The sequence below is a fragment of the Enterobacter sp. BNK-29 genome (genome assembly GCF_048684785.1).
Taxonomy (GTDB): domain Bacteria; phylum Pseudomonadota; class Gammaproteobacteria; order Enterobacterales; family Enterobacteriaceae; genus Enterobacter; species Enterobacter cloacae_M.
Window position 1 is genome coordinate 1,245,258 of the sequence record NZ_JBLQTU010000001.1, and the last position, 20,155, is coordinate 1,265,412.

General features: G+C 57.1%; 20 protein-coding genes. 5 read left to right on the plus strand and 15 right to left on the minus strand.

The window, feature by feature from the left end; translation table 11 throughout:
* Positions 1-30 precede the first annotated feature (30 nt).
* Genes recJ through xerD form a run of 3 tightly spaced genes read right to left on the minus strand, consistent with a single transcriptional unit; the run spans position 31 to position 3,408 of the window.
* Positions 31-1,764 carry a single-stranded-DNA-specific exonuclease RecJ gene (gene recJ, locus ACMGGX_RS05790; protein ID WP_420298158.1) on the minus strand — a complete coding sequence of 578 codons (1,734 nt, stop codon included), beginning with the start codon at positions 1,762-1,764 and terminating at the stop codon, positions 31-33.
* Positions 1,765-1,769: 5 nt separating this feature from the next.
* The gene (dsbC, locus tag ACMGGX_RS05795) at positions 1,770-2,483 is read right to left on the minus strand and encodes a bifunctional protein-disulfide isomerase/oxidoreductase DsbC (protein WP_029740340.1); all 714 of its coding nucleotides are present in this window, start codon (positions 2,481-2,483) and stop codon (positions 1,770-1,772) included.
* 28 nt (positions 2,484-2,511) lie between these two features.
* Positions 2,512-3,408 (minus strand): site-specific tyrosine recombinase XerD, encoded by an 897-nt coding sequence (gene xerD, locus ACMGGX_RS05800; RefSeq protein ID WP_023309098.1) that lies wholly within the window; start codon positions 3,406-3,408, stop codon positions 2,512-2,514.
* A gap of 101 nt (positions 3,409-3,509) precedes the next feature.
* Here xerD and fldB point away from each other — a divergent pair, with 101 nt between their 5' ends.
* Complete coding sequence (gene fldB, locus ACMGGX_RS05805) at positions 3,510-4,031, plus strand: flavodoxin FldB (protein ID WP_023309099.1); 522 nt, start codon at positions 3,510-3,512, stop codon at positions 4,029-4,031.
* Positions 4,032-4,037: 6 nt separating this feature from the next.
* On the opposite strand, the gene ACMGGX_RS05810 is transcribed toward fldB, so the two are convergent.
* Together ACMGGX_RS05810 and sdhE are read right to left on the minus strand one after the other, a co-directional pair.
* Positions 4,038-4,448 (minus strand): protein YgfX, encoded by a 411-nt coding sequence (locus ACMGGX_RS05810; RefSeq protein ID WP_021242050.1) that lies wholly within the window; start codon positions 4,446-4,448, stop codon positions 4,038-4,040.
* Positions 4,429-4,695, minus strand: coding sequence for an FAD assembly factor SdhE (gene sdhE / locus ACMGGX_RS05815; RefSeq protein WP_010435322.1), 267 nt, complete (start codon positions 4,693-4,695; stop codon positions 4,429-4,431). The genes ACMGGX_RS05810 and sdhE overlap by 20 nt, the downstream gene beginning before the upstream one ends.
* A 294-nt stretch (positions 4,696-4,989) precedes the next feature.
* Here sdhE and ygfZ point away from each other — a divergent pair, with 294 nt between their 5' ends.
* Positions 4,990-5,970, plus strand: a complete 981-nt coding sequence (ygfZ, locus tag ACMGGX_RS05820; RefSeq protein ID WP_181593811.1) for a tRNA-modifying protein YgfZ — start codon at positions 4,990-4,992, stop codon at positions 5,968-5,970.
* Positions 5,971-6,043: 73 nt separating this feature from the next.
* Here ygfZ and trhA read toward each other — a convergent pair whose 3' ends face one another.
* The gene (gene trhA, locus ACMGGX_RS05825; RefSeq protein ID WP_126796286.1) at positions 6,044-6,703 is read right to left on the minus strand and encodes a PAQR family membrane homeostasis protein TrhA; all 660 of its coding nucleotides are present in this window, start codon (positions 6,701-6,703) and stop codon (positions 6,044-6,046) included.
* 165 nt (positions 6,704-6,868) lie between these two features.
* Entirely contained in the window at positions 6,869-7,180 is a 312-nt protein-coding gene (gene yqfB, locus ACMGGX_RS05830; protein ID WP_033146592.1) for a N(4)-acetylcytidine aminohydrolase, read from the minus strand.
* Positions 7,181-7,231: 51 nt separating this feature from the next.
* Between yqfB and ACMGGX_RS05835 the strand changes: the two genes are divergently transcribed.
* A complete protein-coding gene (locus ACMGGX_RS05835) occupies positions 7,232-7,963 on the plus strand; it encodes a MurR/RpiR family transcriptional regulator (protein WP_032660101.1) in 732 nt (243 codons plus the stop codon).
* Positions 7,964-8,079: 116 nt separating this feature from the next.
* A complete protein-coding gene (bglA, locus tag ACMGGX_RS05840; protein WP_033146593.1) occupies positions 8,080-9,513 on the plus strand; it encodes a 6-phospho-beta-glucosidase BglA in 1,434 nt (477 codons plus the stop codon).
* Between the two features lie 76 nt (positions 9,514-9,589).
* Here the strand turns inward: bglA and ACMGGX_RS05845 are convergent, their stop codons facing one another.
* The 8 genes from ACMGGX_RS05845 to ACMGGX_RS05880 all read right to left on the minus strand — a co-directional run bounded on the left by ACMGGX_RS05845 (position 9,590) and on the right by ACMGGX_RS05880 (position 19,620).
* Positions 9,590-10,333: an SDR family oxidoreductase gene (locus ACMGGX_RS05845; protein WP_032660097.1), complete on the minus strand. Its 744-nt coding sequence runs from the start codon at positions 10,331-10,333 to the stop codon at positions 9,590-9,592.
* A gap of 70 nt (positions 10,334-10,403) precedes the next feature.
* Positions 10,404-13,277 (minus strand): aminomethyl-transferring glycine dehydrogenase, encoded by a 2,874-nt coding sequence (gcvP, locus tag ACMGGX_RS05850; protein ID WP_368743592.1) that lies wholly within the window; start codon positions 13,275-13,277, stop codon positions 10,404-10,406.
* Between the two features lie 124 nt (positions 13,278-13,401).
* Positions 13,402-13,791: a glycine cleavage system protein GcvH gene (gene gcvH, locus ACMGGX_RS05855; RefSeq protein WP_008499718.1), complete on the minus strand. Its 390-nt coding sequence runs from the start codon at positions 13,789-13,791 to the stop codon at positions 13,402-13,404.
* 23 nt (positions 13,792-13,814) lie between these two features.
* Positions 13,815-14,909: a glycine cleavage system aminomethyltransferase GcvT gene (gene gcvT / locus ACMGGX_RS05860; protein ID WP_348561799.1), complete on the minus strand. Its 1,095-nt coding sequence runs from the start codon at positions 14,907-14,909 to the stop codon at positions 13,815-13,817.
* Positions 14,910-15,306: 397 nt separating this feature from the next.
* Positions 15,307-16,509 carry an FAD-dependent 2-octaprenylphenol hydroxylase gene (gene ubiI / locus ACMGGX_RS05865; RefSeq protein ID WP_420298159.1) on the minus strand — a complete coding sequence of 401 codons (1,203 nt, stop codon included), beginning with the start codon at positions 16,507-16,509 and terminating at the stop codon, positions 15,307-15,309.
* A gap of 12 nt (positions 16,510-16,521) precedes the next feature.
* Positions 16,522-17,700 carry a 2-octaprenyl-6-methoxyphenyl hydroxylase gene (ubiH, locus tag ACMGGX_RS05870; RefSeq protein WP_420298160.1) on the minus strand — a complete coding sequence of 393 codons (1,179 nt, stop codon included), beginning with the start codon at positions 17,698-17,700 and terminating at the stop codon, positions 16,522-16,524.
* Positions 17,697-19,010: a Xaa-Pro aminopeptidase gene (gene pepP, locus ACMGGX_RS05875; protein WP_029739211.1), complete on the minus strand. Its 1,314-nt coding sequence runs from the start codon at positions 19,008-19,010 to the stop codon at positions 17,697-17,699. The genes ubiH and pepP overlap by 4 nt, the downstream gene beginning before the upstream one ends.
* 31 nt (positions 19,011-19,041) lie before the next feature.
* On the minus strand, positions 19,042-19,620 hold the full coding sequence (locus ACMGGX_RS05880; RefSeq protein ID WP_257260170.1) for a YecA family protein: 579 nt from the start codon (positions 19,618-19,620) through the stop codon (positions 19,042-19,044).
* Between the two features lie 168 nt (positions 19,621-19,788).
* Here ACMGGX_RS05880 and zapA point away from each other — a divergent pair, with 168 nt between their 5' ends.
* Positions 19,789-20,118 carry a cell division protein ZapA gene (zapA, locus tag ACMGGX_RS05885; RefSeq protein ID WP_006811891.1) on the plus strand — a complete coding sequence of 110 codons (330 nt, stop codon included), beginning with the start codon at positions 19,789-19,791 and terminating at the stop codon, positions 20,116-20,118.
* Positions 20,119-20,155: the final 37 nt, after the last annotated feature.

Genomic DNA, 20,155 nt, shown 5'->3' on the forward strand with positions numbered 1-20,155 from the left:
CCAAGCCCTTTTTTATAGAGATTACTGCCGCTAAATTGGCCAGATATTGTCGATGATGATCTGCAGGGTGCGGTTACCGCGAAACTCGTTGATGTCCAGTTTGTACGCCAGCTCGACCTCGCGCACGCCGTTGTCCGGCCAGATGGAGGTATCGACGTTGAAGGCAATGCCGTCCAGCAGCGGTCCACCGCCCACGGGCTCGACCATCACTTTCAGATGACGTTCGCCGACGATGCGCTGCTGCAGCAGGCGGAAACGCCCGTCGAACAGCGGTTCCGGGAACATCTGTCCCCACGGACCGGCATCGCGGAGCATTTGCGCCACGTCCATCGTCATCTCAAGCGGTGAAAGCTCGCCATCGGACACCACTTCCCCCTGCAGCAGGGCCGGGTCAATCCAGTCGGTGACAAGCTCACCAAACAGACGCTGAAACTCGTCGAACTTCGCCTCATCCAGCGACAGGCCTGCCGCCATCGCATGGCCGCCGAACTTGATCATCAGACCCGGATACAGCGTATCGAGACGCTCCAGCGCATCGCGCATGTGCAGCCCCTGAATTGAGCGGCCAGAGCCTTTCAGCGTGCCGTCACCCGCGGGGGCGAACGCGATCACCGGCCGGTGGAAACGTTCTTTAATACGCGACGCCAGAATGCCCACCACGCCCTGATGCCACTCGGGATGGTACATCGCCAGGCCGCCCGGCAGCGTATCGCCGCTGCGTTCAAGCTTTTCGCACAGGGTCAGCGCTTCGGCCTGCATCCCCTGCTCAATCTCTTTACGGGTCTGGTTCAGCGCGTCCAGCTCGTTGGCCAGCACGCGCGCTTCACCGATGTTGTCGCACAGCAGCAGCGCCACGCCGACGGACATATCGTCCAGCCTTCCGGCTGCGTTAAGACGCGGGCCGAGGGCAAAGCCCAGGTCGCTTGCCGCCAGCTTGAGCGGATCGCGGTTGGCAATCTCCAGCAGCGCCTTGATCCCCGGACGGCACTTGCCCGCCCGAATGCGGCTTAGGCCCTGCCAGGTCAAAATACGGTTATTAGTATCGAGCGGTACCACGTCCGCGACGGTACCCAGCGCCACCAGATCGAGATATTCTGCCAGGTTAGGAACGGCAATACCGCGGGAGTCGAACCAGCCCTTATCGCGCAGCAGGGTCCGTAACGCCAGCATCAGATAAAACGCCACGCCCACGCCTGCGAGGGATTTCGATGGGAAATCGCAGTCGCGCAGGTTGGGGTTAATAATCGCTTCCGCATCCGGCAGCGTTTCGCCCGGCAGGTGGTGATCGGTGACCAGCACCGGGATCCCCAACGCGTGAGCATGATCGACCCCCGCATGGGAAGAGATCCCGTTATCGACGGTCATGATCATCTGTGCGCCACTGGCGTGGGCCTGATCGACCACTTCCGGGCTGAGGCCATAGCCGTCTTCAAAACGGTTCGGTACCAGATACGTGACGTTATCGCAGCCCAGCGCGCGCAGGCTGAGCACGCTCAGCGCGGTGCTGGTTGCGCCGTCGGCGTCGAAATCGCCCACCACCACAATCCGCGTTCCCTCTCGAAGCGCGTTGTAGAGCATTTCAGCGGCTTTTTCGATACCGCTCAGCTGCTGCCAGGGCAGCATCCCTTTCACGCTGCGTTCAAGATCCTCAGCGCGACGCACGCCGCGGCTGGCGTAGAGACGCTTAAGCAGCGCCGGGAGATCGTCCGGTAAATCAACGGATTCAACCGCCTCGCGGCGGCGCAATTTTATCGGGGCTTTCACGCGGATTATTTACCACCAAACTGTTTCTGGTGCGCGTCGAGGAACTCTTTCATCTCTTTTGGTCCCTGATAGCCCGGAACGACATAGCCGTTGCTCAGGACTATCGCAGGCGTACCGCTCACGCCAAACTGCACGCCGAGCGCATAGTGGTTAGCGATATCAATGTCGCAGGAGGCCGGCTTAACGCCTTTGCCGTTCATCGCGTCGTCAAACGCTTTGTTACGGTCTTTCGCACACCAGATAGCCTTCATGTCCTGCTCTGGCTGGCTCTGCACGCCCGCGCGCGGGAAGGCCAGGTAACGCACGGTGATGCCCAGCGCGTTGTAGTCTTTCATCTCTTCATGCAGCTTGTGGCAGTAGCCGCAGGTGATGTCGGTGAAGACGGTAATGACGTGTTTTTCCTGCGCCGCCTTATAGACGATCATCTCTTTTTCGAGCGCGTTCAGGTTTTTCATCAGCAGCTGGTTGGTGACGTTCACCGGCTGCGCGCCGCTCACGTCGTACATTGGCCCCTGAATGATGTGTTTGCCGTCTTCGGTGACGTACAGCACGCCGCTGTTGGTCAGCACCGTTTTCATGCCGGCAACCGGTGCAGGCTGAATATCGCTACCGGTGACGCCAAGCTTAGCCAGCGACTGTTTGATGGCGGCGTCGTCCGCATGGGCGAAACCGGTAAATGAGGCTGCCAGCAGGGTGAACAGCGCGAAAGACTTTTTCATATGTGATCCTGTTACAATTCGTCGGCACTCACGCACGAGGGTGGTGCTGTTGGTGTAGCTGCCGCAGGCGTTCCGTCGCGACATGGGTGTAAATTTGCGTCGTGGAAAGATCGCTGTGTCCCAGCAGCATCTGCACCACACGTAAATCAGCGCCGTGGTTTAACAGATGCGTCGCGAAGGCGTGACGCAATACGTGCGGCGAAAGCTTTTCACTGTCGATACCCGCCAGTGTGGCGTAATGCTTGATGCGATGCCAGAACGTTTGCCGCGTCATCTGCTGAGCGCGCTGGCTCGGAAACAGGACGTCGATAGACGTACCATTGAGCAGCCACGGACGACCGTGCTCCAGGTACGTTTCCAGCCAGTAAACCGCCTCTTCACCCAGCGGAACCAGCCGTTCCTTGTTTCCTTTACCAATGACGCGCACCACGCCCTGACGCAGGCTGATGTCGCTCATCGTCAGGCCAACCAGTTCCGAAACGCGCAAGCCGGTAGCATACAATAGCTCAAGCATGGCTTTATCGCGTAACTCCAGCGGCAGGTCAACAGCCGGTGACTGTAATAATCTCTCAACTTGTGCTTCGCTGAGATCTTTCGGCAGCCGCTGCGGGAGCTTAGGGGATGCCAGCAGCGCGCTGGGATCGTCTTCGCGAATCTTCTCACGGTAGAGATGCTGGAACAGCCGGCGCATGGCGCTGAGCAAACGCGCGGAGCTGGTGGCTTTGTAGCCCCCCGCGATACGTTCCCCCAGCAGCGCCTGCAGGTCGTCACGCTGCGCGCTCGCAAGGGATAATCCCCGGTGCGCAAGCCACTCCACCAGCATGGTGAGATCGCGACGGTAGGCGCTAAGGGTATTCTCGGCCAGATTTTTCTCCAGCCACAGCGCGTCGAGAAACTGTTCGATCAGTGCGAGATCCTTTTCCACATCAGCCCCTTTGATTTTGCAGTCAGGCCATTATGCCTGATTGCGACCGGTTTCTGGTACACTACGCGCAAAGTCAAAGCAAGTATTGAGATAGTTACGCGATGAATATTGGTCTGTTCTATGGTTCCAGCACCTGCTACACCGAAATGGCGGCAGAGAAAATTCGCGACATCATTGGCCCGGAACTGGTGACGTTGCATAACCTGAAAGATGATGCGGTCGCGCTGATGGAACAGTACGATGTCCTGATCCTTGGCATCCCAACCTGGGATTTTGGTGAGATACAGGAAGACTGGGAAGCCATCTGGGATCAACTCGATTCAGTCAATCTCGACGGCAAAATCATTGCCATGTACGGCATGGGGGATCAGCTGGGCTACGGGGAATGGTTCCTGGACGCGCTCGGTATGCTGCATGACAAGCTGGCGCCGAAAGGGGTGTCGTTTATCGGCTACTGGCCAACCGAAGGTTACGAGTTCACCAGTAAAAAACCGATTATTGCCGACGGCGAGCTGTTTGTTGGACTCGCGCTGGATGAAACGAACCAGTACGATCTCAGCGATGAGCGCCTGCAAAGCTGGTGCGAGCAGATTCTGGGCGAAATGGCTGAAAAGTTTAGCTAACGCGCATTACCCCTGCGTCGTTTGTTGCAACAGCATCCGGCGCAGGTCTCGCCACTCGGCAGCATCCATACTGTCAGCCGCCAGCCACAGATGCTGGCAACGCCCGCCGTCCACCTTGCGTAACCGTAACATCATGCCGCAGTTGAGCATCCAGGGCATACCGAGAATATCCCACTCTTTACCCTGCCAGCGCAGGCGGGAATCCATCAGTAATTTAATCTCTCCCTGACGGGCATTAATGCGACGCTGGCTGCGTACGCTGTCAAAAACGACAAACGACAGTAACAGCAGCCACAGCGGCGTATAGCTCAGCGGCCACGGCATCAGTAAAACAAAGGCCGCAACCAGGCCGTGGAGCAATAAAGACATCCACTGCGAGCGCCACGAGACGCGAAGATCAGATTGCCACAGGACCACGTTCCCGATTCCGTGTTTGAATTAATTGCACCATCCGTTGCAACTCGGTGTCGGCGGGTTTGCCGTGATTCATCAGCCAGTTGAATAAATCCGGATCGTCAGACTCAAGCAGGCGAACAAACAGACGCTTATCATCATCGCTTAAGCTGTCATACTCATATTCGAAGAAAGGCATGATGGAAATATCAAGTTCACGCATGCCGCGACGGCACGCCCAGTGAATACGGGCCTTGTTGTTAATATCCATGTTCAGTTTCCTGCATTACGTTTGGCACAGTCGGTACCCCGTTCAGTGTTCTTTATTTCTCTACGGGGACACCAGCTAGTGTAACGTGTTTTTGACCGTTTCATTACTGGAATATTGCGATCGCCGAGCAGGCTTCCAGAATAATCCCTACAAAGACAGCGGATTACATTATTTTGCGTAGCGCTACGCATAACCGGTTTAGGGCACAAATGGTCTGTTGAAAGCACTTGCATTGCCTGCAGGCTCTTTTACCATTAGGCATTATCAAAGCGTTAAGCAATTCAGGATATCGTTATGGCATTTACACCATTTTCTCCTCGCCAGCCCGCCGCCTCTGCGCGTCTGCCGCTGACGCTTATTTCTCTTGATGACTGGGCGCTGGCAACGCTCGCCGGTGCCGACGCCGAAAAATACCTGCAGGGCCAGGTGACCGCCGACGTCAGCCAGCTGACCGAACACCAGCACCTGCTGGCCGCGCATTGCGACCCAAAAGGCAAAATGTGGAGCAACCTGCGCCTCTTCCGCCGTCAGGACGGCTTTGCTTTTATTGAGCGCCGCAGCCTGCAAGAGGCCCAGCTCAAAGAGCTGAAGAAGTACGCGGTCTTCTCCAAAGTCACTATCGCCCCGGACGACGAACATGTCCTGCTGGGAGTGGCCGGTTTCCAGGCGCGTGCGGCGCTGAAAAATCTCTTCAGCGAACTGCCGGATGCAGAAAAGCAGGTGGTCAGCGAAGGCGCGACCTCTATCCTGTGGTTTGAACACCCGGCGGAGCGTTTCCTGTTAGTCACGGATGCTGCAACGGCCGAACGCGTAACCGAAGCGCTGCGCGGCGAAGCGCAGCTCAACAATAGTCAGCAGTGGCTGGCGCTGAACATCGAAGCGGGTCTGCCGGTGATTGACGCAGCAAACAGCGCGCAGTTTATTCCTCAGGCAACGAACCTGCAGGCGCTGGGGGGTATCAGCTTTAAAAAGGGCTGTTATACCGGCCAGGAGATGGTGGCGCGTGCAAAATTCCGCGGAGCTAACAAACGAGCGCTGTGGACGCTGGCGGGCCATGCCAGCCGCGTACCTGAAGCGGGTGAAGACTTAGAGCTGAAGATGGGTGATAACTGGCGCCGCACCGGCACCGTGTTAGCCGCCGTACAGCTGGATGATGGACGTCTTTTGGTTCAAGCCGTCATGAACAACGACATGGAAGCCGATAGCGTGTTCCGCGTGCGTGACGATGCGAACACACTGAGCATCGAGCCGCTGCCGTATTCGTTAGAAGAGTAATTGTATCCAAGTGCCCTCCCTCTCCCTGTGGGAGAGGGCCGGGGTGAGGGCAACCGCCCGCATGGTTTAAAAACTACACCTGTCCCACGTACAAATAGATCGCCAAAAAGTGGCATACGCTGCCGCCGAGCACAAAGCCGTGCCAGATGGCATGGTTGTAAGGGATGCGCTTGCAGACGTAGAAAATCACCCCGAGCGAGTACACCACGCCGCCTAAGGCCAGAAGCGTCACGCCCCCTACCGACAGTTTGACCGCCAGTTGATACACCACAATCAGCGACAGCCAGCCCATTGTCAGATAGGTGACCAGTGACAGCACCTTAAACCGGTGCGCTATGGTCAGCTTAAACAGGATCCCCAGCAGTGCCAGGCTCCAGATAATAATCATCAGGCCACGCGACAGCGGTGAGTTGAGCCCCACCAGCAAAAACGGTGTGTAAGTGCCTGCAATCAGAAGATAGATAGCGCAGTGGTCAAATTTCTTGAGCCACATCTTGGCCCGCTGATGCGGGATCGCGTGATACAGCGTCGACGCCAGGAACAGCAGGATCATACTCCCGCCATACAGGCTGTAGCTGGTAATGGCCATCGCGCTGGCATTGGCGTCCACCGCCTGCACCAGCAATAACACTAAACCGACAATCCCAAACACCAGGCCAATGCCGTGGCTGATGCTGTTGGCTACTTCCTCAGCCAGCGAATATCCCTGTGCGATTAATGGTCTACTCACCATACAAAACTCCGGGAAAACAAAAGATGATTATTCATCGCATAACTATGCTAACTGAGAATGATTCCAGTGAACACCTGTTAGCCAAAATAAAGTTAAACATAACGTTTCTAAATTACAATCAGACAGTTACACTTTAATTTCAGCGAACGTGCGTTTCGATTTTAATTATAAACATTTAAAATCAATCACATAAAACTGGTTCTGCCTGGGGTAGATCTCTGCGATCACGCTTTTCAATGCATCCAGGGTCATGTTCTCCTGTTCAGCATGTTTTTGCGTCAATGTATCGAACGTAACGGTTGACGTTCCTGTTACTTCGATGGTGCAAAAATAACCATCATCCTCATAACGCCCCACCCGCAGGATATCGCCGGTTTTGAAATGGGATTCACTTTTATCCCGGATAGTGATGGTTTTACGTCCGGCCAGAATGTCGTCCTGAAAGCGCTGAAAAAAAGTGATGTCGTTTGGCTGCATGTTATTATTCCCTGAAGAAAAGTCTGATGAGTGAGTGTAGCCATTGTGAGCATGTTCTCCCATTCCGCCATTGCCAGTCTCAATAACCTGGAGATGATGGTCTACAACTATGTCATAAAAAATCGTGACAAAGTGATGTACATGACCATCCGCGAGCTGGCGGATGCGGCAGACGTCTCAACCACCACTATCCTGCGCTTTTGCCGCAAGCTTAACTGCGAAGGGTATTCTGAATTTCGGGTGCGCTTTAAGCTTTATCTTGAACAGAACGAGCCCCAGCAGGCAAATTTCGGTGCCAGCGAAATTATCAGCTTTTTTAAAAGCGTGAATAATGAAGAGTTCGATGCGTTATTAGATAAGGCGGTTGATATTATTTTATCGTCAGAGCGAATTATATTTGTCGGTGCCGGAACATCGGGTTCGCTGGCAAAATATGGCGCACGCTTCTTTTCTAATATCGGGAAATTCAGTAATCATATTGATGACCCTTATTTCCCGGTCACCAATGATATGGCGAAAAATGCGCTGGCGATTGTGCTTTCCGTCTCGGGCGAGACCGAGGAGATCCTGCGCTTCGCCAGCCAGTTCAGCCTGCATCACTGCAAGGTGCTCTCGATAACCAGCCACGAGCACTCGCGTCTCGCAAAACTGGCGGACTTTAATCTCTCCTGGCACGTTCCTCAGACGCGTATTGCAGGCGTCTACGACATTACCACGCAAATTCCCGTCATTTATATTCTGGAATCTCTCGGACGTAAACTGGCGAAGAAACTCACAGAATAAAACACCCTGTTTTTTTGATGTAACAAATCACATTTACTGTGAATTGTTATATCGTGACATTCAATTTCGCTTTGCTAGACTCGATGCCAATAAGCCATTTATTGAGAAGAGCAGCGATGAAAAAATTAACCTTACCAAAAGATTTTTTATGGGGCGGCGCGGTTGCCGCTCACCAGGTTGAAGGCGGCTGGAACAAAGGAGGCAAAGGGCCAAGCATTTGTGACGTATTGACCGGCGGCGCGCACGGCGTCCCGCGCGAAATCACCCAGGAAGTAGTGCCGGGTAAATACTATCCAAACCACGAGGCCATCGACTTCCACGGCCACTATAAAGAAGACATCAAGCTGTTTGCCGAGATGGGTTTCAAGTGCTTCCGCACCTCTATCGCCTGGACGCGCATCTTCCCGAAAGGTGACGAAACGCAGCCAAACGAAGAGGGGCTGAAGTTCTACGACGATATGTTCGACGAGCTGCTGAAATACAACATCGAACCGGTGATCACCCTCTCCCACTTCGAAATGCCGCTGCACCTGGTGCAGGAGTACGGTAGCTGGACCAACCGTAAAGTGGTCGATTTCTTTGTGCGCTTCGCGGAAGTGGTTTTTGAGCGCTACAAAAACAAGGTCAAATACTGGATGACCTTCAACGAAATCAATAACCAGCGCAACTGGCGCGCGCCGCTGTTCGGGTACTGCTGCTCGGGCGTGGTCTATACCGAACATGACAATCCGGAAGAGACCATGTACCAGGTCCTGCACCACCAGTTTGTGGCCAGTGCCCTGGCGGTGAAAGCCGCGCGCCGCATCAATCCGGAGATGAAAGTCGGCTGCATGCTGGCGATGGTGGCGCTCTATCCGTTCTCCTGCAAACCGGAAGACGTGATGTTCGCCCAGGAATCCATGCGCGAGCGCTATGTCTTTACCGACGTCCAACTGCGTGGTTACTACCCATCCTACGTGCTGAACGAGTGGGAGCGCCGCGGCTTCTCCATCAAAATGGAGGCAGGCGACGAGCAGATCCTGCGTGAAGGTACCTGCGACTACTTAGGTTTCAGCTACTACATGACCAACGCGGTGAAAGCGGAAGGCGGTACCGGCGATGCGATTTCCGGTTTCGAAGGCAGCGTGCCGAACCCGCACGTGAAGGCGTCCGACTGGGGCTGGCAGATCGATCCGGTGGGCCTGCGCTATTCCCTGTGCGAACTGTACGAGCGTTATCAGAAGCCGCTGTTTATCGTGGAAAACGGGTTCGGCGCCTACGATAAGGTGGAAGAAGACGGCAGCATCAACGACGACTATCGCATCGACTACCTGCGTGCCCACGTGGAAGAGATGATCAAAGCCGTGACGCACGACGGCGTGGATCTGATGGGCTACACGCCGTGGGGCTGCATCGACTGCGTGTCGTTCACCACCGGCCAGTACAGCAAGCGCTACGGCTTTATCTACGTGAACAAGCACGACGACGGCACGGGCGACATGTCACGTTCCCGCAAGAAGAGCTTTAACTGGTATAAGGAAGTGATTGCCAGCAACGGCGAGAAACTTTAACGCCGGGCGGCGCTACGCTTGCACCGGCCTACGTTTGATCCCCTCTCCCTTTGGGAGAGGGTTAGGGTGAGGGGGTTTACTTCCCGCCCGCCAACTCAATAAAACTGCCCGTTACGTACGACGCCTTCTCGCTCAGCAGCCAGACAATCGCCTGCGCCACCTCTTCCGGTTGGCCGCCGCGCTGCATCGGCAGCAAGGATTTCACGCGATCCACCCTCCCCGGCTCTCCGCCGGACGCATGAATATCCGTATAAATCAGACCCGGACGTACGCAGTTGACGCGAATACCCTGCGCCGCCACCTCCAGCGATAGCCCGGTTGTCAGCGAATCCACCGCCCCCTTGGACGCGGCATAATCCACATATTCACCCGGCGCGCCCAGGCGCGACGCGGCGGAAGAGACGTTCACTATCGCCCCGCCCTTGCCGCCATGCCTGAAGGACATGCGTTTTACCGCTTCCCGGCAGCAGAGAAAGTAGCCCGTGACGTTGGTCGCCAGGACGCGGTTAATGCGCTCAGCGGAGAGGTTCTCGATAGTGGATTGCTCAAACAGAATGCCCGCATTATTGACCAGCGCACGAAGCGGCTCGCCCTCACGATCGAGGCTGTCAAACATCGCCAACACCTGGGCTTCATCACTGATATCTGCGCGGACGGCAAAGGCTTTACCGCCCGCTTCAACGATCTGGTTGATCACGTCCGTCGCGGCTTTAATGTTGTGATGATAGTTCACCGCCACGGTGTAGCCTTCGCGCGCCAGCTGCAGCGCGGTGGCTTTCCCAATGCCCCGGCTCGCGCCGGTGACCAGTGCAATTGCCATTCGCTTCTCCCAATAAAAAAGCCGGGTGGCGGCTTCGCCTTACCCGGCCTTTAAGACTACACCAATAATATTACTGGTATTCGCTCATCGGCACGCAGGAGCAGAACAGGTTACGGTCGCCGTAGACGTCATCGAGACGCTTCACGGTCGGCCAGTATTTGTTTGCCACGCCTGCCGGGAAGACGGCCAGCTCGCGGGAATAACCGTGGTTCCACTCGGAGACCATCTCATGCTGGGTATGCGGAGCGTTGACCAGCGGGTTATCTTCCAGCGTCCACTCGCCGTCCTGCACGCGGTCGATCTCCATGCGGATGGCCAGCATCGCGTCGATAAAGCGGTCCAGCTCGGCCTTGCTTTCAGACTCGGTCGGCTCAACCATCAGCGTACCCGCTACCGGGAACGACATGGTTGGCGCGTGGAAGCCGTAGTCGATCAAACGCTTGGCAATATCCAGCTCGCTGATGCCCGTCGCTTCTTTCAGAGGACGAATATCGAGGATACACTCGTGCGCCACGCGACCGTCGCGGCCGGTATAGAGCACCGGGAAGGCGGACTTCAGGCGAGTCGCAATATAGTTGGCGTTGAGGATCGCCACCTGGCTCGCCTGCTTCAGCCCTTCCGCGCCCATCATGCGGATGTACATCCAGCTGATTGGCAGGATAGAGGCGCTACCGAACGGTGCCGCAGAGACCGCGCCCTGACGGGTCAGCATACCTTCAATCTGCACCACGCTGTGGCCCGGCACAAACGGCGCCAGGTGCGCTTTCACGCCGATAGGCCCCATGCCCGGGCCGCCACCGCCGTGAGGGATGCAGAAGGTTTTGTGCAGGTTCAGGTGCGACACGTCCGCGCCGATAAAGCCCGGAGAGGTAATGCCCACCTGAGCGTTCATGTTCGCGCCGTCGAGGTAAACCTGACCGCCGAACTGGTGTACCACTTCGCACACTTCACGGATGGTCTCTTCGTACACGCCGTGGGTAGACGGGTAGGTCACCATGATGCAGGAGAGCTTGTCGCCCGCCTGCTCGGCTTTAGCACGCAGGTCGACCAGATCGATGTTGCCGTTCTTATCGCACGCCACCACCACCACTTCCATGCCCGCCATCTGGGCAGAGGCCGGGTTGGTACCGTGGGCAGAGCTTGGGATCAGGCAGATATCGCGGTGACCTTCGTTGCGGCTTTCGTGATAGTGACGGATCGCCAGCAGGCCCGCGTATTCGCCCTGCGCGCCGGAGTTCGGCTGCATGCAGAGCGCGTCATAACCGGTCAGCTTCACCAGCCAGTCGGAAAGCTGGTTGATCATCATATGATAACCTTCAGCCTGCTCTGGCGGGCAGAACGGGTGCAGCTCGGAGAATTCAGGCCAGGTGATCGGGATCATCTCTGCCGCGGCGTTCAGCTTCATGGTGCAGGAGCCCAGCGGGATCATCGCCTGGTTCAGCGCCAGATCCTTGCGCTCCAGAGAGTGCATATAGCGCATCATCTCGGTTTCGCTGTGGTAGCGGTTAAAGACCGGATGCGTCAGGATCGCATCGTTACGCAGCATGCTTTCCTGAATGGAGCGGCTGTCGAGCGCGACCTCTTTGTCGAGCGCGTCAATATCCAGACCGTGCGCATCACCCAGCAACACGCTGAACAGGTTCAGGATATCGTCGCGGGTGGTGCTTTCATCCAGCGTAATGCCGACTGCGTTGTGAATGTCGCTGCGCAGGTTGATCTCTGCCGCATTCGCGCGCGCCAGCACGGCCGCTTTGTCCGCCACTTCCACACACAGGGTGTCGAAGTAGTGAGCGTGGCGCAGCTTAAGGCCTTTCTGCTGCAGACCGCAGGCCAGAATATCGGCCAGGCGGTGAATTCGGCTTGCAATGCGCTTCAGGCCTGCCGGGCCGTGGAACACGGCGTACAGGCTGGCGATGTTTGCCAGCAGCACCTGTGAGGTACAGATGTTGGAGTTCGCTTTCTCGCGGCGGATGTGCTGCTCGCGGGTCTGCATCGCCATGCGCAGCGCGGTGTTACCGGCAGCGTCTTTTGAGACGCCGATAATACGGCCTGGCATAGAGCGTTTGAATTCATCTTTCGCGCCGAAGAACGCCGCGTGCGGGCCGCCGTAGCCCATCGGCACGCCGAAGCGTTGCGCAGAACCGAATACGATATCCGCGCCCTGTTTACCCGGCGCCGTCAGCAGCACCAGCGCCATAAAGTCGGCGGCAACGCTGACAACCACTTTGCGGGATTTCAGCTCGGCAATCAGCGCGCCGTAGTCGTGAACTTCACCGGTGGTGCCTACCTGCTGCAGCAGCACGCCAAAGACGTCCTGGTGATCCAGCACTTTGTCGGCGTCGTCGACGATCACGTCAAAGCCGAAGGTTTCCGCACGGGTGCGCACCACGTCCAGCGTCTGAGGATGCACGTCCGCCGCCACGAAGAAGCGGTTGGCATTTTTCAGCTTGCTCACGCGTTTGGCCATCGCCATCGCTTCGGCGGCGGCGGTCGCTTCATCCAGCAGCGAGGCGGAAGCGATATCCATACCGGTCAGATCCAGCGTCACCTGCTGGAAGTTCAGCAGCGCTTCAAGACGGCCCTGGGACACTTCTGGCTGATACGGGGTGTAAGCGGTGTACCAGCCCGGGTTTTCCAGCATGTTGCGCAGGATAACCGGCGGCAACTGCACGTTGGTGTAGCCCATGCCAATGTAAGACTTATAGCGCTTGTTCAGGCCTGCGATAGCCTTCAGCTCCGCAAGCGCGGCGAATTCCGTGGTGGCTTCCCCCACCTGAGGCGGCGTGGCAAGCTGGATGTCTTTTGGCACAATCTGGCCGATCAGTGCGTTTAATGAATCCGCGCCAACTGTCTTCAGCATCTCCTGCTGTTGCTGAGCATCCGGCCCAATGTGACGTTCAATGAAGGCGCCACGGTTTTCAAGCTGGCTTAAAGTCTGTGTCATGAGCGATGGTTCCTGAAACGTGCAGTGAATTTAAGTTCCCTCTCCCTCTGGGAGAGGGTTAGGGTGAGGGGAAGATGGGCACCCTCGCCCCTGCCCTCTCCCGAAAGGAGAGGGGGATAAACGATTACTCGTCTTCTAACAGTGCTTCGTACGCGGTCGCATCCAGCAGCGCGGCAACCTGAGATTCGTCGCTGGCTTTGATCTTGAAGATCCAGCCGCCTTCATAAGGCTCGCTGTTCACCAGCTCTGGCGAATCGCTCAGCGCGTCGTTGACGGCAACGATTTCGCCGCTCACAGGAGCATAGATGTCAGATGCCGCTTTTACGGACTCCGCCACGGCGCAGTCGTCGCCCGCGCTAACGGTCGTGCCCACGTCAGGCAGGTCAACAAACACCATGTCGCCCAGCAGCTCTTGCGCGTGCTCGGTGATCCCTACGGTGTAAGTGCCGTCCGCCTCTTTGCGCAGCCACTCGTGTTCTTTGCTGTATTTCAGTTCTGCTGGCACATTGCTCATTGAAGTTCTCCTGATAAAAATGATTAGGCGACCGGCTTGCCGGCGCGAACAAAAATCGGTTTGGTCACGTTGACCGGCATTTCGCGGTTGCGGATTTGCACCACCGCCGTTTCGCCAATGCCCGCCGGCACGCGTGCCAGTGCAATACTGTAGCCCAGCGTCGGGGAGAAGGTACCGCTGGTGATCACGCCTTCGCGAGGATTGCCGTCGGCATCGGTGAAGCGCACCGGCAGTTCACCGCGCAGCACGCCCTTCTCGGTCATCACCAGACCCACCAGCTGTTCAGTGCCCTTCTCGCGCTGCATCTCCAGCGCTTCACGGCCAATAAAGTCACGGTCAGCCGGTTCCCATGCAATGGTCCAGCCCATGTTGGCGGCCAGCGGAGAGACGCCTTCATCCATCTCCTGACCGTAGAGGTTCATCCCCGCTTCCAGACGCAGCGTATCGCGCGCGCCCAGACCCGCAGGCTTCACGCCCGCTTCCACCAGCGCACGCCAGAAATCAGCGGCCTTCTCGTTCGGCATCGCAATTTCGTAGCCCGCTTCACCGGTGTAGCCGGTGGTGGCGATAAACAGATCGCCCGCCTGCACGCCGAAGAAGGGCTTCATGCCTTCGGTTGCTTTGCGTTGCTCATCGTTAAACAGAGACGCGGCTTTCGTCTGCGCGTTCGGCCCCTGCACGGCGATCAGCGACAGATCGTCACGGACGGTGATGTCGATGGCATAAGGTTCGGCGTGTTGGGTGATCCAGGAGAGGTCTTTTTCGCGGGTGGCGGAGTTGACAACGAGGCGGAAGAAATCTTCAGTGAAGTAGTAGACGATAAGGTCATCAATCACGCCGCCCGAGGCATTCAGCATGCCGGTATAGAGCGCTTTACCCGGCGTCTTCAGTTTGGCGACGTCATTTGCCAGCAGATAACGCAAAAACTCCCGGGTGCGGCTACCGCGCAGATCGACAATCGTCATGTGGGACACGTCGAACATACCGGCATCGGTGCGCACCGCGTGGTGCTCATCAATCTGCGAGCCGTAGTGCAGCGGCATCATCCAGCCATGGAAGTCCACCATGCGGGCGCCGCATAACACGTGTTGTTCGTACAAAGGAGTCTGTTGAGCCATCTTGTCCTCGTTGAAAAATTCACCGTGAAACCCGGTGTCGGCCCCGTTACCTGGCGCCGACGCAAACGTTCTCTTTTACCCGAACTTACCACCGAAACCGGCGGTTAACCATAAGGTAAAACGGGTCATCACATTAGCTTATGACCAAAAAACGCTAAAAAGCCTACAGAGTTATTCACTGGAAAAATGCGATTAACCCCGCACAAAATTAACAATGATCTAACAGGATTTAGCACACGGTGATATTTCGTGCGGAAAAACGGGCCGAATTTCCGTAACATAAAATCTCGAAGATTAGATTTTCTAATGCGAAAAATGACGTGAAATTAGAATATTTCAAACGAGGGAATTTCCCCGGCGCAGAGGCCGGGAAAATAAAGTGTGACGGGGGTCTAAATTAACGTAGCCAGTCCGGCAGGTCGTTAAGACCCATCGCCTGACGGAGGAGTTGAGGTTTAACACCCGGAAGGGTGTCAGCAAGCTTGAGGCCAATGTCGCGCAGCAGTTTTTTCGCCGGATTCGCCCCGGCAAACAGCTCGCGGAAGCCCTGCATGCCCGCCAGCATCATCGCCGCACTGTGCTTGCGGCTGCGCTCGTAGCGACGCAGGTAGAGATGCTGGCCGATATCTTTGCCTTCGCGATGCAGGCGACGCAGTTCCTCAACCAGCTCAGCCGCGTCCATAAAGCCGAGGTTAACGCCCTGCCCGGCCAGCGGATGAATGGTATGCGCCGCATCACCGACCAGCGCCAGACGGTGCGCCGCAAACTGACGCGCGTAGCGGCCGGTTAACGGGAACACCTGCCGCTCGCTTTCAAGCGTACACAGGCCAAGGCGGTTATCAAACGCCATGCACAGCGCCTGGTTAAAGGCGTCCGGCGCCGCCTCCTGCATCAGCTGGGCTTTTTCAGGCACCAGGGACCAGACAATCGAGCACAGGTGCGGATCGGCAAGCGGCAGGAACGCCAGAATGCCGTCGTTGTGGAAAATCTGCCGCGCCACGCCGCCGTGCGGCTCCTCTGTTCGGATCGTTGCAACCAGAGCATGATGACGATAGTCCCAGAAGGTTAGCGGGATATCGGCCTTGTTGCGCAGCCAGGAGTTCGCACCATCAGCACCGACCACCAGGCGCGCAGTCAGCATGTCGCCGCTTTGCAGAGTGATAAACGCCTCGTTTTCACCCCATGCCACCTGCTGGATCTGCGCAGGCGTAATTAGGGTCACATCGCTGCACTGCTGTGCTTTCTGCCACAGCGCGTGGTGGATCACCGCGTTTTCGATGATATGACCCAGATGGCTGTAGCCCATGCTTTCATCATCAAAAGCAATATGACCAAAGCTGTCTTTATCCCACACTTCCATGCCGTGGTAGCAGCTGGCGCGCTGCGCCACAATATCTGCCCAGACGCCAAGGTGCGTCAGCAGTTTCTCGCTGGCGGCATTGATCGCCGAGACGCGGAGTTCCGGCGGGGCATCTGGCGCAACGGGCTGAGGCTGCTTTTGCTCCAGCACCGCCACGCGCAGGCCGCTGCCCTGTAAACCGCAGGCCAGCGCCAGTCCGACCATACCGCCGCCAACAATGGCGACATCAACATTTTGCACGGTGATAACTCCTTAACGCGCGACCCAACCAAGAGTCCGCTGCGCCAGCACGTCACGTGCCGGAATGAATAATTCCATCGCCATCAGCCCGAGGTTGCGACCTGCAACCAGCGGCGCCCAACGATTGGCAAAGAGATGGACTAAGCCGTCGGTAACGCCGATTGTCGCCTCTTTATCGGCCTGACGTCGCTTCTGGTAATGGCTTAGCACCGAATAAGCGCCGCAATCTTTTTGCTCACCCCATGCCTGAGCAAGGGTTTCCGCCAGGCTCATGACATCACGCAGGCCAAGGTTGAACCCCTGCCCAGCGATGGGGTGCAGCGTCTGCGCGGCATTACCGACAAGCGCCAGACGATGGGAGATGGACTGAGAGGCTGTCGTCAGCGAAAGCGGGTAGACCGCACGTTTCCCCGCATGGGTAATACGCCCCAGCCGCCAGCCAAAGGCTTTTTGCAGCTCGGTACAAAAACGTTCGTCGGACCAGGCTTTAACCTCTTCAGCCTTATCCTGCGGATGACACCAGACCAGCGAACAGCGCCCGTCCGACATCGGCAGCATCGCCAGCGGGCCATGCTGCGTAAAGCGTTCAAACGCCCTGCCGCGGTGTTCAGCTGCGGTAGAGACGTTGGCAATGACCGCAACCTGCCCGTAAGGCTGCTGACGCCACTCCACGCCACACTGGGCGCCGAGCGATGAGCGCGAGCCATCCGCGGCGACCAGAAGCTGGCCTTCAAGCACGGTGCTGTTTTCCAGCGTTACGCTGACCGACTCCTCACTGCGGCTCACGCCGGCCACGCGCGCCGGACAATGCAGCGTGACGCCCGGCGCATCCTGGAGCAGGCGGAACAAACGCAATCCGACGTCGTGCAGCTCAACAACCTGACCCAGCGCGTCAATGCGGTAATCCTGCGCGTCCAGCATGACAAAGCCAGCATGGCCGCGATCGCTTACGTGAACGGTTTTAATTGCCGTCGCGCAATCGGCGATGGCCTGCCAGATGCCAATGCGGGACAGCTGCTGGCAGGTGCCCTGCGCCAGGGCAATCGCGCGCGAATCAAAACCGGGATGATTTTTCGCCTGCGGCGCGACGGCTTCCACCAGGTGCACCGGAAGCTGCCCCTTCGTCAAATGCGAAATGGCCAGCGCCAGCGTGGCCCCGGTCATGCCGCCGCCAACAATAATCACGCTCATGCGCGTGCCGCTGCCATCAGCGCCTCAATATCGTCAGCGTTTTTCACGACGCTCGCGGTCAGGTTTTCGTTACCGGTTTCGGTGATCACGATGTCGTCTTCGATGCGAATGCCAATCCCGCGGTACTCTTCAGGCACGTCGGCATCCGGCGCGATATACAGGCCTGGCTCCACGGTTAACACCATGCCCGGCTCCAGCACGCGCGAACGATCGGTGCCGTACGCGCCAACGTCATGCACATCCAGCCCCAGCCAGTGGCTTAGGCCGTGCATGAAGTACGGTCGATGCGCATTTTCAGCGATCAGGGTGTCGACCTCTCCTTTCAGGATCCCGAGCCTGACCAGGCCGGTAATCATGATGCGCACCACTTCGCCGGTCACTTCCTGCATGGAGGTACCGGGACGATACAGCCTGAGCGCCGTCTCAAGCGATTCCAGGACAATGTCGTAAATGGCGCGCTGTGCCGGAGAGAATTTACCGTTCACCGGGAAAGTACGGGTGATGTCCCCAGCGTAGCCCTGGTATTCGCAACCGGCGTCAATCAGCACCAGATCGCCGTCGCGCAGCGCGCTTTCGTTTTCGGTGTAGTGCAGAATGCAGCCGTTTTCTCCGCCGCCAACAATGGTGTTGTAGGAGGGATAACGCGCGCCGTGGCGGTTAAATTCGTGATGAATTTCGCCCTCCAGCTGGTATTCGAACATCCCGGGACGGCACTTTTCCATGGCGCGGGTGTGCGCCAGGGCGCTGATTTCGCCCGCACGACGCATCAAATTCAACTCTTCTTCAGACTTGAACAGGCGCATCTCATGCACCACCGGACGCCAGTCCGTCAGCGTGGCGGGTGCGGACAGGTTCTGCCGCGAGCCTTTGCGCAGCTTATCCAGCGCGGTGAAAACAATCTCATCGGCGTACGCATATTCGCCCTGCGCGTGATAGAGCACGTCGAGGCCGTTAAGCAGCTGATAGAGCTGCTGGTTGATTTCGCTAAACGCCAGCGCGCGGTCAACGCCCAGCTTCGCCGGTGCAGCCTCCTGGCCTAAGCGGCGGCCAAACCAGATTTCGGCCGTCAGATCGCGCACGCGGTTGAAAATCACGCTGTGGTTGTGGGTGTCATTGCTCTTAATCAGCACCAGCACCGCTTCCGGCTCGTTAAAGCCGGTGAAGTACCAGAAATCGCTGCTCTGGCGATAGGGATATTCGCTGTCGGCGCTGCGCGTGACTTCGGGCGCAGCAAAAATCAGCGCGGCGCTGCCCGGCTGCATTGTTGCCAGCAGCGCCTGACGGCGGCGCGAATACTCTTGACTCGAGATAACCATGACACCCTCCTGTGCGTTATTTTTCTTAATGTAAGGTTGGCTTGCGGACTTCCGGCGCGGTCGGCTGTGAGCGCGTGAAATTGTCGTGGCACAGCAGTGCCGCCACGCGCACGTACTCAATAATCTCTTCAAGAGACATTTCCAGCTCTTCCTGGTCTTCGTCTTCATCGTAGCCAAGCTGGGCAATGTTACGCAGGTCGTCGATCGCCTCACCCGCTTCGCCGGTCACTTTATCCAGTTTAGGCTGCGTCACGCCCAGCCCCAGCAGATAGTGGTTTACCCAGCCGGCCAGCGCATCGGCGCGATCGAACACGCTGACGTCGTCGCCTTCAGGCAGATAAAGCTGAAAAAGGAAGCCATCGTCTTCCAGCGAATCGCTGGTTGTGGCGTGCATTTTACGCAGCGCTTCCGCCAGCTCGTGACCAAACGCCAGCCCTTCATTCGTGAGGTCGTGGATCAGCGGCTGCCATGAGCTGTCGCTGTTTCCGCCGCACAGCATGCCACTGATCAGACCGTGCATTTCGGCAGGGGTTAAACCGATTCCCTGCTGGTTCAGTAACTGGTTTAAATCCTTGTAACCAGGCATTTCGTTCTGTATAGACATGAGCATTCGTCATCAAAGGGGGGAAGTTTCATGATATGCTACCACTTTGGACCCTGGTGATACCAGAAAAGGGCTTGTATCTTCACATCAGGGTAGCTATAGTGTCGCCCCTTCGCAGCCCCCGGGGCAGTAAGCGAAGGCAGCGCAGTCAATCAGCAGGAAGGTGGCATGTCTGCACAACCCGTCGATCTCCAGATTTTTGGCCGTTCACTGCGAGTGAATTGTCCGCCTGAACAAAGGGATGCTTTGAATCAGGCAGCGGACGATTTGAATCAGCGGTTGCAAGATCTAAAAGAACGCACTAGAGTCACAAATACTGAGCAGCTGGTTTTCATAGCCGCGTTGAACATCAGCTATGAACTGACTCAGGAAAAAGCGAAGACCCGCGACTACGCGGCAAGCATGGAGCAGCGCATTAAAATGCTCCAGCAGACCATAGAACAGGCATTGCTTGATCAAGGTCGCAATCCCGAAAGACCGGGACCAAAGTTTGAATAACACTTCTCAGTTGACTATGGTAGAGTAACTGTGAAGA